General features: G+C 72.6%; 16 protein-coding genes. 11 read left to right on the top strand and 5 right to left on the bottom strand.

The window, feature by feature from the left end; translation table 11 throughout:
• Positions 1–19 precede the first annotated feature (19 nt).
• Positions 20–814: a hypothetical protein gene (locus VT50_RS03970; RefSeq protein ID WP_240529032.1), complete on the top strand. Its 795-nt coding sequence runs from the start codon at positions 20–22 to the stop codon at positions 812–814.
• A 45-nt stretch (positions 815–859) separates the two neighbouring features.
• Here VT50_RS03970 and VT50_RS03965 read toward each other — a convergent pair whose 3' ends face one another.
• The gene (locus VT50_RS03965; protein WP_046086865.1) at positions 860–1726 is read right to left on the bottom strand and encodes a hypothetical protein; all 867 of its coding nucleotides are present in this window, start codon (positions 1724–1726) and stop codon (positions 860–862) included.
• Positions 1727–2106: 380 nt separating this feature from the next.
• On the opposite strand from VT50_RS03965, the gene rplM reads away from it, so the two are divergent.
• The 3 genes from rplM (at position 2107) to glmM (ending at position 4593) form a co-directional block, all read left to right on the top strand.
• Positions 2107–2550: a 50S ribosomal protein L13 gene (rplM, locus tag VT50_RS03960; protein WP_046086866.1), complete on the top strand. Its 444-nt coding sequence runs from the start codon at positions 2107–2109 to the stop codon at positions 2548–2550.
• A 40-nt stretch (positions 2551–2590) separates the two neighbouring features.
• The gene (gene rpsI, locus VT50_RS03955; protein ID WP_046086867.1) at positions 2591–3094 is read left to right on the top strand and encodes a 30S ribosomal protein S9; all 504 of its coding nucleotides are present in this window, start codon (positions 2591–2593) and stop codon (positions 3092–3094) included.
• A gap of 140 nt (positions 3095–3234) precedes the next feature.
• A complete protein-coding gene (gene glmM / locus VT50_RS03950) occupies positions 3235–4593 on the top strand; it encodes a phosphoglucosamine mutase (protein WP_046086868.1) in 1359 nt (452 codons plus the stop codon).
• 135 nt (positions 4594–4728) lie between these two features.
• On the opposite strand, the gene coaA is transcribed toward glmM, so the two are convergent.
• Positions 4729–5739: a type I pantothenate kinase gene (gene coaA / locus VT50_RS03945; RefSeq protein ID WP_046086869.1), complete on the bottom strand. Its 1011-nt coding sequence runs from the start codon at positions 5737–5739 to the stop codon at positions 4729–4731.
• Positions 5740–5834: 95 nt separating this feature from the next.
• Between coaA and glmS the strand changes: the two genes are divergently transcribed.
• On the top strand, positions 5835–7682 hold the full coding sequence (gene glmS, locus VT50_RS03940; RefSeq protein ID WP_046086885.1) for a glutamine--fructose-6-phosphate transaminase (isomerizing): 1848 nt from the start codon (positions 5835–5837) through the stop codon (positions 7680–7682).
• A gap of 34 nt (positions 7683–7716) precedes the next feature.
• Positions 7717–8085 (top strand): holo-ACP synthase, encoded by a 369-nt coding sequence (locus tag VT50_RS03935; protein WP_046086870.1) that lies wholly within the window; start codon positions 7717–7719, stop codon positions 8083–8085.
• 351 nt (positions 8086–8436) lie between these two features.
• Here the strand turns inward: VT50_RS03935 and VT50_RS03930 are convergent, their stop codons facing one another.
• Positions 8437–8802, bottom strand: coding sequence for a hypothetical protein (locus VT50_RS03930; protein ID WP_046086871.1), 366 nt, complete (start codon positions 8800–8802; stop codon positions 8437–8439).
• Positions 8803–9068: 266 nt separating this feature from the next.
• A complete protein-coding gene (locus VT50_RS03925; RefSeq protein ID WP_046086872.1) occupies positions 9069–10526 on the bottom strand; it encodes a bifunctional ADP-dependent NAD(P)H-hydrate dehydratase/NAD(P)H-hydrate epimerase in 1458 nt (485 codons plus the stop codon).
• A 105-nt stretch (positions 10527–10631) separates the two neighbouring features.
• Here VT50_RS03925 and alr point away from each other — a divergent pair, with 105 nt between their 5' ends.
• The 4 genes from alr to VT50_RS03905 all read left to right on the top strand — a co-directional run bounded on the left by alr (position 10632) and on the right by VT50_RS03905 (position 14079).
• On the top strand, positions 10632–11786 hold the full coding sequence (gene alr, locus VT50_RS03920; RefSeq protein ID WP_046086873.1) for an alanine racemase: 1155 nt from the start codon (positions 10632–10634) through the stop codon (positions 11784–11786).
• Positions 11787–11788: 2 nt separating this feature from the next.
• Positions 11789–13000, top strand: a complete 1212-nt coding sequence (locus tag VT50_RS03915) for an alpha/beta fold hydrolase (RefSeq protein WP_046086874.1) — start codon at positions 11789–11791, stop codon at positions 12998–13000.
• A gap of 143 nt (positions 13001–13143) precedes the next feature.
• Positions 13144–13644 (top strand): tRNA (adenosine(37)-N6)-threonylcarbamoyltransferase complex ATPase subunit type 1 TsaE, encoded by a 501-nt coding sequence (tsaE, locus tag VT50_RS03910; protein ID WP_107424719.1) that lies wholly within the window; start codon positions 13144–13146, stop codon positions 13642–13644.
• Between the two features lie 192 nt (positions 13645–13836).
• Entirely contained in the window at positions 13837–14079 is a 243-nt protein-coding gene (locus VT50_RS03905) for a hypothetical protein (RefSeq protein ID WP_046086876.1), read from the top strand.
• A gap of 63 nt (positions 14080–14142) precedes the next feature.
• Here the strand turns inward: VT50_RS03905 and VT50_RS03900 are convergent, their stop codons facing one another.
• Positions 14143–14682, bottom strand: a complete 540-nt coding sequence (locus VT50_RS03900; protein ID WP_046086877.1) for a hypothetical protein — start codon at positions 14680–14682, stop codon at positions 14143–14145.
• Positions 14683–14923: 241 nt separating this feature from the next.
• On the opposite strand from VT50_RS03900, the gene tsaB reads away from it, so the two are divergent.
• Positions 14924–15592, top strand: a complete 669-nt coding sequence (tsaB, locus tag VT50_RS03895) for a tRNA (adenosine(37)-N6)-threonylcarbamoyltransferase complex dimerization subunit type 1 TsaB (protein ID WP_046086878.1) — start codon at positions 14924–14926, stop codon at positions 15590–15592.
• The last annotated feature ends 27 nt before the right edge of the window (positions 15593–15619 follow it).

The following is a 15619-nucleotide window of genomic DNA, read 5'->3' as shown; positions in this document are numbered from 1 at the left end:
AGAAATGAACGAGTCCGGTATGAAACGGACCGTGGGTGCGGCCATCGCGGTGGTGGCGGCGCTGGGGCTGATGACCGGATGCGGCAGCGACTCCGGCGACGGCAAGGCGGACGGCGCCAAGCAGTCGGGCAGCGCTGAGCACAGCGACGGGGCTAAGCAGGGCGACGGCGCTTCGCAAGGGGGCGAGGCCGCGAGCTCCGATCCGGCCGCGAAGCCGTTGTCCGCGTCCGCCCTGGAGCGGGCCGCCCTGACCAATGGCGAGGTCAAGGGGGTCAAGGTGCAGAAGATGACGGACAAGGAGGTCAGCCAGGGCGGCTCGGCCAAGTCCCAGAAGGCCGCGTGCCAGCCGCTGGCCGCGCTGATGGGGAGCCACTACGACCCGGCGCCCAAGGCCAGCGTCCACCGCGCCTTCGCCACCGGCCTCACCAAGGCGGACGTCGGCTCCACCGGACTGATCCGGATCTCCTCCTACGGACCGGGCGGCGCCGAGCGCACGGTGAAGGACCTGCGCGAGGCCGCCACCGCCTGCCGGGGCGGCTTCCCGGCCAAGGACGGCACGGGCGAGAAGGCGGACGTCGCGAAGGTGACACCGCTGGACGCGCCGAAGGCCGGGGACGAGGTGGTGTCCTTCGGCCTGCACGACGCGGGCAAGGAGGCGGTCGTCATCAAGTTCACGGCCGTGCGGACCGGGCCGCAGGTGACGGTGTTCTTCGGGGTGAACGTCGCGGACCCGGCGAAGTCCGAGATCCCGGCCGCGCTGGTGGACGCCCAGGTGGCGAAGGTGGAGAAGGCCACGAAGGGCGCCGCGTCGTAGCGTCCGGCGGTGCCCAGTCCTGGCTCTTGGCGGGCCCGGCCTTAGTCAGTCGGTCCCGGAGGCGGCCGAGGCGGCCTCCGCGGACGCCTGGGCGCTGCCCCGGGCCAGGATCCGGCGGAAGGTGTAGTCGGCCACATCGCGGGCGGCCTGGAGGGCGGCGGTGTCCGACGCCGTGACCGCCTTCCCCGACGTATAGCCGGAGATCGTGAAGTAGGCGTACCGCCCGATCGCGTTCGCCGAGCTCTGGCAGGCCGTACGGCGGCAGAAGCTCGGCACGCCCCCGCCCGGGAGCGAGGCGATGTTCGGCTTGTACCCGTCCTTGGCCTTCTCGGCCGCCGCCTTGCCGTCGAAGACCGCGACACCGACCGTCACCGCGACGCCGTCCCGGGTGAAGGTGGCCCGCAGCAGCTTGCGGCAGCCGTTGTCCACCAGAACCGGGCCGAGCGCCCCCTGGGCCGCGGCCGAGCAGCTGGTGGTGGAGGCGGACGCCGCCTTGGTGTACGAGCGGTCGTCCCTCGCGGCGCGCTTGTCGGGGAAGAGCGTGCCCGCGCTCAGCGGCGCCTTGTCCCGCTCGGCGCTGGAGATGATGTCCAGCGGCTTGGGCGGCGCGGGCGGGGCCACATCGGAGAAGGTCGGCTCGGGCGTCGCAGAACCGCTGGGCAGGTCCTGCGGGGTCGGCAGCCCCCCGGCCGAATCGCCCCCACCGCTGTCCTTGTGGCCGCTGCTGACCACGGCGGTGGCGACGATCGCGGCGACGGCGGCCGTCGTCAGGACCCCGCCCCCGATGAAGAGCAGCTTGCGGCGGCGGTTGCGCGCGGCGGACTGGTCGGCGAGCGCCGCCCAGTCCGGCGTCGACGGCTGAGGCGGCTGAGAACCCCCGGGCCCGTAAGGCCCCCCTTGCCCAAAGCTCATGGCGCGCATCTTAGACCGGCCGGGTGACGGGAACGTCACGGTCGGCGTCGGACGGGCACGCCCCACCTCACCCCGGACGGGGGCGCGGGCGGTGCGTGACGGCACGGGGGTGTCTGAACCGTACGGGTTCGCGTTTTGACCCGTGCGGGTTCAGGCCGGTATTCTGCCAGTTCGTTATGCGTACTGGCTTGCTCGTTCTCACGTGAGAGGCCGTTACGCCGGTCCACCGGGCCGATGACCAGCGGCAAGCACTCGGCATGCGTCACCGAGGTGCGGCCACGGCTGTCGTGATCGTCCGGGTGGCCTTGTCCGGACCTGTCCTCCCGTGCCCTCGCGGGCCCGGGGAGACTCCACTCACTGAAGAAGCGAAGGCTACGACCGTGCGTACGTACAGCCCCAAGCCCGGCGACGTCCAGCGTCAGTGGCATGTCATCGACGCCACCGACGTGGTTCTGGGCCGTCTGGCCACCCAGGCCGCCACCCTTTTGCGGGGCAAGCACAAGCCGGTGTACGCGCCGCATGTCGACGCTGGTGACTTCGTCATCATCATCAACGCCGACAAGGTGCACCTCTCCGGTAACAAGCGGACCCAGAAGATGGCGTACCGCCACTCCGGCTACCCGGGTGGTCTGCGCTCCATCCGCTACGACGAGCTGCTGGACAAGAACCCGGAGAAGGCCGTCGAGAAGGCCATCAAGGGCATGCTCCCCAAGAACACCCTGGGCCGTCAGATGCTCTCGAAGCTGAAGGTGTACTCGGGCGACCAGCACCCGCACGCCGCTCAGCAGCCGGTTCCGTTCGAGATCACCCAGGTCGCGCAGTAGTCCGGCCACCCCTTACGACGAAGAGAATCTGAGGAGCATCGTGGCCGAGACCACCGCAGAGACCCCCCTCGATGTCGAGGAGTACACCACCGAGAGCGTTGAGACGGTCGAGTCGGAGTACACCTCCGAGTCGCTCGCTTCCCGCTTCGGTGACCCGCAGCCCGCCGCCGGCACCGGGCGCCGCAAGAACGCCGTGGCGCGTGTCCGCATCGTGCCGGGCAGCGGGCAGTGGAAGATCAATGGGCGTACTCTCGAGGAGTACTTCCCGAACAAGGTCCACCAGCAGGAAGTCAACGAGCCCTTCAAGGTGCTCGAGCTCGACGACCGCTACGACGTCATCGCCCGTATCGCGGGCGGCGGCGTCTCCGGCCAGGCCGGGGCGCTGCGTCTGGGCATCGCCCGGGCGCTGAACGAGGCGGACGTGGACAACAACCGCGGCCCCCTCAAGAAGGCCGGTTTCCTGACCCGTGACGACCGCGCCACCGAGCGTAAGAAGGCCGGTCTGAAGAAGGCCCGCAAGGCGCCGCAGTACAGCAAGCGCTGACGCCCATCGCGGCACCGCTGCTTCACCCGAACGCCCCGGCGGCACCATCCGTGCCTCCGGGGCGTTCGGCTATCGCCGCCGGGGGGCGTATACCTACAAGCAAGCTTCAGCCCCCCAGCTCGTAACTTCGGAGGACACCAGTGGGACGACTCTTCGGTACGGATGGTGTGCGCGGCGTCGCGAACGCCGATCTGACGGCTGAGATGGCGCTCGGCCTGTCGGTAGCGGCGGCGCATGTGCTCGCCGAGGCGGGAACCTTCGAGGGCCATCGTCCGGTGGCGGTGGTCGGGCGGGATCCGCGAGCGTCCGGGGAGTTCCTGGAGGCGGCCGTGGTGGCGGGGCTGGCCAGCGCCGGGGTGGACGTACTGCGGGTCGGCGTGCTGCCCACACCGGCGGTCGCGCATCTGACCGGGGCGCTCAACGCGGACCTCGGGGTGATGCTCTCCGCGAGCCACAACCCGATGCCCGACAACGGGATCAAGTTCTTCGCCCGCGGCGGCCACAAGCTGGCCGACGAGCTGGAGGACCGCATCGAGACCACCTACCGCGCCCATGCCTCCGGTGAGCCGTGGGACCGGCCGACGGGCGCCGGGGTGGGCCGGGTCCGGGACTACGACGAGGGCTTGGACGTCTATGTGGCCCATCTGGTCGGCGTACTCCCCAACCGGCTCGACGGCCTCAAGGTCGTCATCGACGGAGCACACGGCGCCGCCGCCCGGGTCTCCCCCGAGGCGTTCACGCGGGCCGGGGCCGAGGTCGTGACGATCGGCACAGAACCGGACGGGCTCAACATCAACGACGGCTACGGCTCCACCCACCTCGACCGCCTCCAGGCGGCCGTCGCGGAGCACCGGGCGGACCTCGGCGTCGCCCACGACGGGGACGCCGACCGCTGTCTCGCGGTGGACGCCTCGGGCCGGGAGGTCGACGGCGACCAGATCCTCGCCGTCCTGGCCCTGGCCATGCGCGAGGCGGGCGGGCTGCGCGGGGACGCGGTGGTCGGCACCGTGATGTCCAACCTCGGCTTCAAGCTGGCCATGGAGCGGGAGGGCGTCGAGCTGGTCCAGACGGCGGTCGGGGACCGCTACGTCCTGGAGGAGATGAAGTCCCGCGGCTATGCGCTGGGCGGCGAGCAGTCCGGCCACGTCATCGTCCTCGACCACGCCACGACGGGTGACGGCACCCTCACCGGCCTGCTCCTCGCGGCCCGGGTCGCCGCGACCGGCCGCACCCTGGCCGACCTCGCGGGCGTCATGGAGCGGCTGCCCCAGGTCCTGGTCAACGTCCCCGACGTGGACAAGTCCCGCGTCGCCTCCAGTGCGGACGTGGCCGCGGCCGTCGCCGAGGCCGAGCGCGAGCTGGGCGAGACCGGCCGGGTGCTGCTCCGCCCCTCGGGCACGGAGCCGCTGGTCCGGGTCATGGTCGAGGCCGCCGACATCGAGCAGGCCCGCTCGGTCGCGGGCCGCCTGGCGGACGCGGTGAAGTCGGCCCTGGGCTAACTGGCAAATCCACCCCCGTCCGGGAAAATCCGCCCTCAGGAAAATCCAGCTCCGTCCGGAGGAAATCCAGCTCCGTCCGGGGAAAGTCCAGCCCCCCCCGGCGTTTGAGGAGCGGGGTCCGGGGCGGAGCCCCCGTTACAGCTTGCGCAGCGAGAGCCGCTGCACCTTGTGGTCGGGCCCCTTCCGCAGCACCAACGTCGCCCGCCCCCGCGTGGGCTGCACATTCTGCTGCAGATTCGGCTTGTTGATGGTCCGCCAGATCATCCGCCCGTAGTCCAGCGCCTCCTCCTCCGAGACCTGGGTGTACTTGCGGAAGTACGAGGACGGATCCTGGAAGGCCGTCTCCCGCAGCTTCTTGAAACGGCCCAGGTACCAGCGCTCGATGTCCCCGGTCCGGGCGTCCACGTACACGCTGAAGTCGAAGAAGTCCGCGAGCCCCACCCGGGTCAGCCCGTCCTTGCCCGGCAGCGCGGGCTGCAGCACATTGAGCCCCTCGACGATGAGGATGTCGGGGCGGTGCACGGTCAGCCGCTCGTCCGGCACGATGTCGTAGATCAGATGGGAGTAGACCGGCGCGGAGACCTCCGCCCGGCCCGCCTTCACATCGGCGACGAAGCGGGTCAGCGCCCTGCGGTCGTAGCTCTCCGGGAACCCCTTGCGGGACATCAGCCCGCGGCGCCGCAGCTCGGCGTTGGGGTAGAGGAAGCCGTCCGTGGTGATCAGCTCCACCCGCGGATGCTCGGGCCAGCGGGCCAGCAGCGCCTGGAGCAGCCGCGCGGTGGTCGACTTGCCGACCGCGACGCTCCCCGCCACGCCGATCACGAACGGCGTGCCGGGCTGGGCCCCGTTGCCCCGCTTGGTGTCGCCCAGGAAGGTGTTGAGCGCGCCGCGCAGATTGCCGGTGGCGGCCACGTAGAGGTTGAGCAGCCGGGACAGCGGCAGATAGACGTCCCGCACCTCGTCGAGGTCGATGACGTCGCCGAGTCCCCGCAACTTCTCGACCTCGTCGGCGGTCAGCGGCAGCGGCGTCTTGTCCCGCAGCGCACTCCACTCGGCGCGGGACAGGTCCACATACGGGGTCGCCTCGCCGCTCCGCCGCTGCGGGCCGCGCACGGTGCGCGCCTCGCGCGCGGTTGACGTGATCACCCCCTCATTGTCATGCCAGGGACCGGCCGAGTGAGGGGTGCCGGGGCGTGGGGTCGGTCACCCCGGGCCGGGACCGGGGGCCGTACGCTGCGTCCATGTGCGGAATCGTTGGTTATGTGGGAGGGCGGTCGGCCCTCGATGTGGTCCTCGCCGGGCTCAAGCGGCTGGAGTACCGCGGCTATGACTCGGCGGGCGTCGCCGTGCTGGCCGACGGCGGGCTGGCGGCGGCCAAGAAGGCGGGCAAGCTCGGCAACCTGGAGAAGGAGCTGGCCGACCGCCCGCTGCCCACCGGCGGCACCGGCGTCGGCCACACCCGCTGGGCCACCCACGGCGGCCCGACCGATGCCAACGCCCATCCGCACCTGGACAACGCGGGCCGGGTCTCCGTCGTCCACAACGGCATCATCGAGAACTTCGCCGCGCTCCGCGCCGAGCTGGCCGAGCGCGGTCATGAGCTGGCCTCCGAGACCGACACCGAGGTCGTGGCGCATCTGCTCGCCGAGTCGTTCTCGTCCTGCGGCGACCTCGCCGAGGCCATGCGGCAGGTCTGCCGCCGCCTGGAGGGGGCCTTCACGCTGGTCGCGGTGCACGCGGACGCGCCCGATGTGGTGGTCGGGGCGCGCCGCAACTCGCCGCTGGTCGTCGGCGTCGGCGAGGAGGAGGCGTTCCTCGCCTCCGATGTGGCCGCCTTCATCGCCCACACCCGCGAGGCCATCGAGCTGGGCCAGGACCAGGTCGTGGAGGCCCGCAGGGACGGTGTGACGGTCACCGACTTCGAGGGGGCACCGGCCGAGGTCCGCCCGTACCACGTGGACTGGGACGCCTCCGCCGCCGAGAAGGGCGGCTACGACTACTTCATGCTCAAGGAGATCGCCGAGCAGCCGAAGGCCGTCGCGGACACCCTGCTCGGCCGGATCGACCTGGCCGGGAACCTCTGCCTGGACGAGGTGCGCATCCCGGCCTCGGTGCTGCGCGAGGTCAGCAAGGTCGTGATCGTGGCGTGCGGCACCGCGTACCACGCGGGCATGATCGCCAAGTACGCCATCGAGCACTGGACCCGGATCCCCTGCGAGACGGAGCTGGCCAGCGAGTTCCGCTACCGCGACCCGATCCTGGACCAGCGCACCCTCGTCATCGCGATCTCCCAGTCCGGCGAGACCATGGACACCCTGATGGCGCTGCGGCACGCCCGTGAGCAGGGCGCGAAGGTGCTGGCGATCTGCAATACGAATGGCTCCACGATTCCGCGCGAGTCGGACGCGGTGCTCTACACCCACGCCGGGCCCGAGGTGGCCGTCGCCTCCACCAAGGCGTTCCTCACCCAGCTGGTGGCCTGCTACCTGGTCGCCCTCTACTTGGGCCAGGTGCGCGGCACCAAGTGGGGCGACGAGATCCTCTCCGTGGTCCGCGAGCTGTCGGAGATCGCGACCCAGGTGGACGAGGTCCTGGAGACCATGGAGCCGGTACGGGAGCTGGCCCGCACCCTCGCCGAGAAGAACACCGTGCTCTTCCTGGGGCGGCATGTGGGATTCCCCGTCGCCCTGGAGGGCGCGCTCAAGCTCAAGGAGCTCGCGTATATGCACGCCGAGGGGTTCGCGGCGGGCGAGCTCAAGCACGGGCCGATCGCGCTGATCGAGCAGGACGTGCCGGTGGTGGTGGTCGTACCGTCGCCGCGCGGGCGGTCGGTCCTCCACGACAAGATCGTCTCCAATATCCAGGAGATCCGGGCCCGGGGCGCCCGCACCATCGTGATCGCCGAGCGCGGCGACGAGGCGGTGGCCCCGTACGCCGACCACCTCATCGAGATCCCCGCTACCCCCACGCTCCTCCAGCCGCTGGTCGCGACCGTGCCGCTGCAGGTCTTCGCGTGCGAGCTGGCGACGGCGCGCGGCAACGAGGTCGACCAGCCGAGGAACCTGGCGAAGTCGGTGACGGTCGAGTGAGCGGTGGGCCCGGCCGGACCCGTCGAGTGACGCCGTGATCATCGGCGTCGGCATCGACGTCGCCGAGATCGATCGCTTCGACGACGCGCTGCGGCGCACCCCCGGGATGGCGGACCGGCTGTTCGTCGAGCGCGAGCTGTGGCTGCCGAGCGGGGAGCGCCGCGGCACGGCCTCCCTGGCCGCCCGCTTCGCGGCCAAGGAGGCGCTGGCCAAGTCCCTGGGCGCCCCCGGCGGCCTCCGCTGGACCGACGCCGAAATCCTCACCGAACCAACCGGCCGCCCCCGCCTCTCGGTCCGCGGCACGGTCGCCGTATGCGCGGACCGGCTGGGCGTACGGGGCCTCCACGTCTCCCTGAGCCACGACGCGGGCGTCGCCTCGGCGGTGGTGATCGCGGAGGGCTGAGGGCTCGCGGGGTGCGGGTTGCGGGTGCGGGTGCGGGTGCGTGGGTGGTGTCGGTGCGCTTGCGTGTGCGGGGGCGTGGGTGGTGTGCCTGCTGTTCGTGGTGGGTGCCGGGGGCGGGGCCTGCGGGGCGGCGCCCTGGACCGCACATTTACGGCGCCCTTGGCCGGGGGCTTTGCGTGGGCCGGAGATTGGCGCCACAAATATGCGTGAGCGTCCAGGACACCACCCCTCCGACCCCACCCCCTCCCGCCTCGTCGGCGGCCGCACCCCGGCGGCCCAGACCCCGTCCGATCGGGTACGCCCGCCGGGACCGTTCCATGACAAGGGCAAGCCGCCGTAGCCTGACGCCGGTCAGTCGGCGTCCTTCACGATCTCCTCGAAGATGTCCGCGTCCGTCTCCTGCTGCCAGCCGGGAAGATCCGGCCAGTCGGCGACGTACCCGGGCTTCGGGTCCTCGAAGTGCCGGTACATCTGCGCGGTCCAGCACGTGGCGACGAAGCGCCCCTTCTGCTCCCGCGAAAGTCGCCCGGCCTGCCCCTCGCTTACCTCCAGGAACTGCTTCACCTGCTCGTACACCGCCCCGGCAGCAATCCGTTCCCATTCCGGGGTCTCTTCCCAGGGGGTCACATAACCCGGCTTGGGCTCCCCGGGGAAGTGCCGCCGCACTCCCGCGATCCACGCCTCCCGGAACAGCCGGGCACCCTCGGTCCGTGACATCCCTGCCCCTTTCGTCACTCGGCATCCAACTCGGCGACTCGCACATCGCGAGCGAGGGAACCGAAGTCCGTACGCAGGGCCTGGAGTCTACGATCGCCAGTCCTGCGGCGCGGGTTGCATATGCAGGTGCGTGGAGGTGCGCCTGGGGCGCGCGGTGGGTGCCGGGGGGCGCCGCCCCGGAGGCCCCGCCCCCGGCATCCACCACGAGTGGCGGGCGCACCCCAGCAACCACCACGCACCCGCAACCAGCGGAACGCGCGGGACCCTTAGGCCAGTACGTCCCGCCACGTGTCCGTAAGCGCCGTGGAGACGTCGTACGCCGCGATGGGTGCGCCGTGTGGGGCCGTGGTGCGGCGGGCGGCCAGGCCGTGGAGGTAGGCGCCCACCGAGGCCGCGTCGCGGGCGGGGAGACCCGTGGCGAGCAGGGAGCCGATCAGGCCGGACAGCACATCGCCGCTGCCCGCCGTGGCCAGCCAGCCGACGCCGGTGGGGTTGACGCGCACCGGGTGGTGCTCGGCGGCGATCAGCGTGGTCGAGCCCTTCAGCAGTACGGTCGCGCCGTAGCGCTCGGACAGTGCCCTTACGGCGGCCAGCCGGCCCGACTCGACCTCCTCGCGGCTTACGCCGAGCAGCGCCGCCGCCTCGCCCGCATGTGGGGTGAGGACCGTGGCCGCCTCACGTTTGCGCAGGTCACCGCCGGTGGGCAGTAGGTGGAGTCCATCGGCGTCGACCAGGACCGGCACATCGGAGGCGAGGACGTCCTCCAGGGAGTGCCGGGCCGCCGCACCGTCGCCGAGGCCCGGGCCGACGACCCACGACTGGACCCGGCCCGCCTTGGCCGGGGGCCCGGCGTGGACGAGGGTCTCGGGGAAGCGCGCGATGACGTTGTCGGCGGCGGGGCCGACGTAGCGCACCGCCCCCGCGCCGCCCCGCAGCGCGCCCGAGACGGCCAGTACGGCCGCGCCCGGGTAGCGGGCGGAGCCCGCGACCACGCCCACCACGCCGCGCCGGTACTTGTCGCTCTCCGCCGAGGGCCGGGGCAGCAGCGCCGCCACGTCCTCGTGCTGCAGCGCCTCCACGCCGGGGTCGGCCGGGAGGTGGGCGCCCAGCCCGATGTCGACCAGCCGCAGGGCGCCCGCGTGGGTGCGGGCGGGGTCGATGAGCAGCCCCGGCTTGTACGTGCCGAAGGTGATCGTGGCGTCCGCGTCCACGGCGGAGCCGCGTACCTCGCCCGTGTCGGCGTCGACCCCACTGGGCAGGTCCACGGCGACGAGGGTGCCGCGCACCGCCCGTACCAGGCGCTCCGCGTCGGGCCGCAGCCCGCCCTTGCCGCCGATGCCGACGATTCCGTCGATGACGAGATCGGCGCGCGCCACGGCCGCCTCGGCGTCACCCTTCGCCTCGCCGTCACCGACGGCCACTCGCCCGCCCGCCGCCCGCAGCGCGGTGAGGCCGCCCGCGTGGGCACGGTCAGGGCTGAGCAGTACGGCCGTGACGCCCGCGCCGCGGTGGGACAGGCGGGCGCCCGCGTAGAGTGCGTCGCCGCCGTTGTCGCCGCTGCCGATGAGCAGGGTGACCCGGGAGCCGTACACCCGGCCCAGCAGATCGGCGCACGCCGCCGCGAGTCCCGCCGCCGCGCGCTGCATGAGCGCTCCTTCGGGCAGCCGCGCCATCAGTTCGCGCTCGGCGGCCCGTACGGTCTCGACGCTGTAGGCAATCCTCATACCCATAGTCTCCCGAACAGAGGGCACTCCTTGCGTGGAAGCGAGGCACTCCATGCGGAGAAGCACACACTCCGTTCGGGGGACGCGCCTGAGAGACTGACGGAGATGGACGAGACACCGATGCGTGCCCGTGCCGTGGTCGATCTGGCCGCCCTACGGGCCAACGTGAGGGCGCTGCGCGCCGCGGCACCCACGGCCGAGCTGATGACCGTGGTCAAGTCGGACGCCTATGGCCACGGCATGGTGCCGTGCGCGCGCGCCGCCCGCGCGGCGGGCGCGGACTGGCTGGGCGCGGCCACGCCCGAGGAGGCGTTCGCGCTGCGGGCGGCCGGGGACACGGGCCGGCTGATGTGCTGGCTGTGGACGCCCGGCGGCCCCTGGCGGCAGGCCATCGAGGCGGACATCGACGTCTCGGCCAGCGGGCTGTGGGCGCTGCGCGAGGCCGTCGCCGCGGCCCGCGCGTGCGGCCGTACGGCGCGGCTGCACCTCAAGGCGGACACCGGGCTCGGCCGCAACGGCTGTCAGCCCGCCGACTGGCCCGCCCTGGTCGACGAGGCGCGCGCCGCCGAGGCGCAAGGGGCCATCCGGGTGACGGGGCTGTGGTCCCACTTCGCCTGCGCGGACGAGCCGGGCCATCCGTCCATCGCCGCCCAGCTGTCGGTCTTCCGCGAGATGGTGGCCCACGCCGAACGGGCGGGGCTGCGGCCCGAGGTGCGCCACATGGCCAACTCCCCGGCGACCCTGACCGTCCCCGAGTCCCACTTCGACCTCGTACGGACCGGCATCTCCACGTACGGCATCTCCCCGAGCCCCGAACTCGGCGCGGCCGCCGACTTCGGGCTGCGCCCGGTGATGACACTGTCCGCCGCGCTCGCCTCCGTGAAGCGGGTGCCGGGCGGTCACGGCGTCTCCTACGGGCACCGCTATGTGACCCCCGGTGAGACGACCCTCGCGCTGGTGCCCGTCGGCTACGGTGACGGCATCCCGCGCCATGCGTCGGGCACCGGCCCGGTGCTGGTCGCGGGGAAGTGGCGGACCATCGCGGGTACGGTCGCCATGGACCAGTTCGTGGTGGATCTGGGCGGCGACACCGCCGCCCCGGGGGACGAGGCGGTGCTGTTCGGCCCGGGGGACCGGGGCGAGCCGACCGTCGAGGACTGGGCGCGGGCCGTGGGCTCGATCGCGTACGAGATCGTGACCAGGATCTCGGCCCGTATCCCCCGCGTTTATGTAGGTGAGGACGGGGGCACAGGGAACTGACCATGGGCGACGAGAGCACGGCAGAGATGGCGACACGAGTCGCGGCGGGGGCCACAGCCGTGAGCTGGCGCCGGGGCGCCGGATTCGCGGGGGCCGCGATCGGCGTGCTGGCGGCGGGGGCGGCGGCCGGTGTCGCGCTCGAGCGGCTGACGGTCGGCCGCGGCGTACGGCGCAAGGCGCGGCTCGCCCTGGACGCCGAGGGTCCGTACGGCACGCTGCGCGGCACCCCGGGGACGGCGGTCGCCGAGGACGGCACCGAGATCTACTACGAGGTCGAGGAGATGCGGGAGAACGCCGCCTCGCCCTCGCCCCGGCGCAAGCGGAGGTTCGGGCGCCGCGCCCCCGCCCCCGTCACCATGATCTTCAGCCATGGCTACTGCCTCGCCCAGGACTCCTGGCACTTCCAGCGCTCCGCGCTGCGCGAGGTGGTCCGCACCGTCTACTGGGACCAGCGCTGCCACGGCCGCTCGGCGCGCGGCTGCGCCCAGGCGGACGGCGAGGCGATCAGCATCGACCAGCTCGGCCGCGACCTCAAGGCGGTGATCGACGCGACGGCGCCCGAGGGGCCGCTGGTGCTCGTCGGCCACTCCATGGGCGGCATGACGATGATGGCGCTGGCCGCGCAGTACCCCGATCTGATCCGGGAGCGGGTGATCGGCGCGGCCTTCATCGGCACCTCTGCGGGGCGCCTCGGCGAGGTCAGCTTCGGCCTCCCGGTGGTCGGGGTGAACGCGGTGCGGCGGGTGCTGCCCGGGCTGCTGAAGGCGCTGGGCTGGCAGGCCGACCTGGTCGAGCGCGGGCGGCGGGCGACCGCGGACCTGTTCGCGGGGCTGATCAAGCGCTATTCGTTCGGCTCGAAGGACGTGGACCCGGGGGTGGCGCGGTTCGCCGAGCGGCTGATCGAGGCCACACCGATCGATGTGGTCGCGGAGTTCTACCCGGCGTTCATCGCCCACGACAAGGCGGCCGCGCTGCCGCACTTCGACGGTGTGCCGGTGCTGGTGCTCGCGGGTGACAAGGACCTCATCACCCCGATGGAACACAGCGAGGCCATCGCGGAGCTGCTTCCGGGCGCCGAGCTGGTGATCCTCGAGGAGGCCGGGCACCTGGTGATCCTCGAGCACCCGGAGGTGGTCAACGGCCACCTGACGGAGCTGCTCTCGCGGTCGGTGGACGGGGTCGGCGACCGGGCGGGGCGGGGCGTGACGGGCTGAGGGCGTGACGGGCTGAGGAGCGGTGCCGCCGGTGCCGTGCCCTCCTCCTGGTCGCCCCTGCCTCGGTGCCTCTGTCCGGGGTGTTCGGGATGCGGCGTGAGCCCGTCCGCGGCGGGCTTTTCTGGCCCGTACCATCGGCGAGTATGGACGTAGCCACGCGCATCACCGTCACCTCTCCCGACCAGATGCGGGACCTGGGCCGCAGACTCGCCAAGCTGCTGCGTCCCGGCGATCTGGTGCTGCTCACCGGCGAACTCGGCGCGGGCAAGACGACCCTGACGCGCGGCCTCGGCGAGGGCCTGGGCGTCCGGGGCGCCGTCACCTCGCCCACCTTCGTGATCGCCCGGGTGCACCCCTCACTGGGCGACGGCCCGCCGCTGGTCCATGTCGACGCCTACCGGCTGAACGGTGGCCTCGATGAGATGGAGGACCTGGACCTCGATGTCTCCCTGCCGGACTCGGTGGTGGCCGTGGAATGGGGCGAGGGCAAGGTCGAGGGGCTGGCGGAGGACCGGCTGCATGTGGTGATCCAGCGGACGGTGGGCAGCGATACGGCCGCCGACGTCGACGACGTACGGGACGTGGTGGTGACGGGCGTGGGTGCCCGCTGGGCGGGGGAGGACCTGGCGGCGCTCGCGGGGTAGTGCGGCGGGCGCGTCAACCGGCAACGCCGCAGCGTAGAGCTTGCGTGCAGATGCCGGATAGTTTCCGACAAGCCGTCGGCATGCTGTTGCGTTCCAGGCATCAGCCGTGGTCACATGGTGGGAGAAAACGTGGGTTAGGTCTGCCTAACTCCGCTCGACGCTCGACTGCCCCAGGACCCTCAGGAGGCACCCATGTCGGCCCACGACCCTGTGGCCGTGACCGGCGCCGCGCGCGACGACCGGTCACCGTCGATGGACGACCGGTCACCGTCGATGTCGGAGCTCCTGGCGGCGTGTGCGGCGGCGAGCGCGGTCTCGACGCCGCCGCGGCCGACCGAGGAGGAGACCCCGGCGCCCGCGCCAGCATCCGCGTCTGCCTCCGCATCCGCGTCCGCCGAGCCCGAGGCGGATGACGGGGAGCGGGACGCGGCGTAGCCGCGCGCAGCCAGGTCAGCTGGCTGGCCACGTCCTCCGGGTCCTCCGGGTCCTCCGGGTCCGCTAGGGGACGACGACCACCTTCACGTCCACCTGCGCGAACTCCCACATCGCCGCACCATCCGCCCGGCTCTCCCGGACGGCCCCGGTCCGCTTGCGCGCGTTCGGGTCCGGCATCGACCCGTCCACCGCCGCGCTGAAACCGAACACGACCCCCCCTTCCGAGTGGAAGACGACGACGTGCTCGACCTGCACTCCGTCAGAGCCGACCCCGCCCTTGTTGCGCGAGGTCACCGCGTAGGTCCCCGGGTCGGGGCTGGCCGGGCTGGGGCCCACCTCGAAGGTGCGGCTGGCCTTGCCGTCGGCGCCGACCAGCCAGACCCGCTTGTCGCCGAGGGCGTAGACGACCCGTACGCCGGTGCCGGAGCGGGCCGGGAGGGCGGTGGACTTCTTCTTCGCCCCAGCGTCGTCCTTGTCCTTCTTCTTGGACTCGGCGGAGTGCGACCCCGGCCGGGCCTGGGTCGGGTGGTCGGGCGCGGTCGCCGCGGCCTGGTAGCCGAGGAACCCGACGACGCCCAGCGCGGCGGCGGTGAGTACGGCCACAGCTGGCCCGGTACTGCTCCTTGGCACGGCGGCTTCCCTCTCCTGCGGTCAGTACGTGCTGACGGCCCGTACGCACTTACGGTGACGGTAGCACCGGCGCGCGCCGCCCGGCCGCGCTCCGGGCGTCCGGTGGCCGAGCTGTTCCACCCTCGGTACGAAAGCCGGTACCGGTACCTGTACCGGGGCCGGTACCAATGCCGGTACGAATCACCGGCCTCCCGGCGCGCCGTAGGCTGTTCTCGTGCTGCTGCTCGCTCTTGATACCGCCACCCCCGCCGTGACCGTCGCCCTGCACGACGGCTCCGCAGTGATCGCCGAGTCCTCGGACGTGGACGCCCGGCGCCACGGCGAGCTGTTGTTGCCCGCCGTACACCGGACGCTGAAAGCCGCGGGCACCGAGCTTGGCGCGGTGACGGAGATCGTCGTCGGCACCGGCCCCGGCCCGTACACCGGCCTGCGCGTGGGCCTGGTGACCGCGGCCACCTTCGGGTCGGCCCTCGGCGTCCCCGTCCACGGGCTGTGCACGCTGGACGGGATCGCGTACGCCGCCGGGCAGGCCGGTCTGGAGGGCCCCTTCGTCGTGGCCACGGACGCGCGGCGCAAGGAGGTCTACTGGGCGCGCTATGACGACGCCCGTACCCGCGTCACCGAGCCCGCCGTCGACCACCCCGCGGATCTCGCCGAGCGGGTGGCAGGGCTGCCCGCGGTCGGCGCGGGCGCGCTGCTCTACCCGGCGGCCTTCGCCGACGTACCGCCCGCGATGCCGGAGCACCAGTCGGCCGGGGCGCTCGCCTCGCTCGCCGCCGGGAAGCTGGCGCGCGGCGAGGAGCTGCCGCCGCCCCGGCCGCTGTATCTGCGCCGCCCCGACGCCAAGGTGCCCGCCAACTACAAGGTGGTCACCCCGAAGTGACCGGCACCGGCACCGGCACGACGGCCG

The organism is Streptomyces antioxidans (assembly GCF_000968685.2).
Lineage (GTDB): Bacteria > Actinomycetota > Actinomycetes > Streptomycetales > Streptomycetaceae > Streptomyces > Streptomyces antioxidans.
The sequence above is the reverse complement of the archived record's forward strand: the minus strand, read 5'-3'. Positions and strand labels throughout refer to the sequence as shown.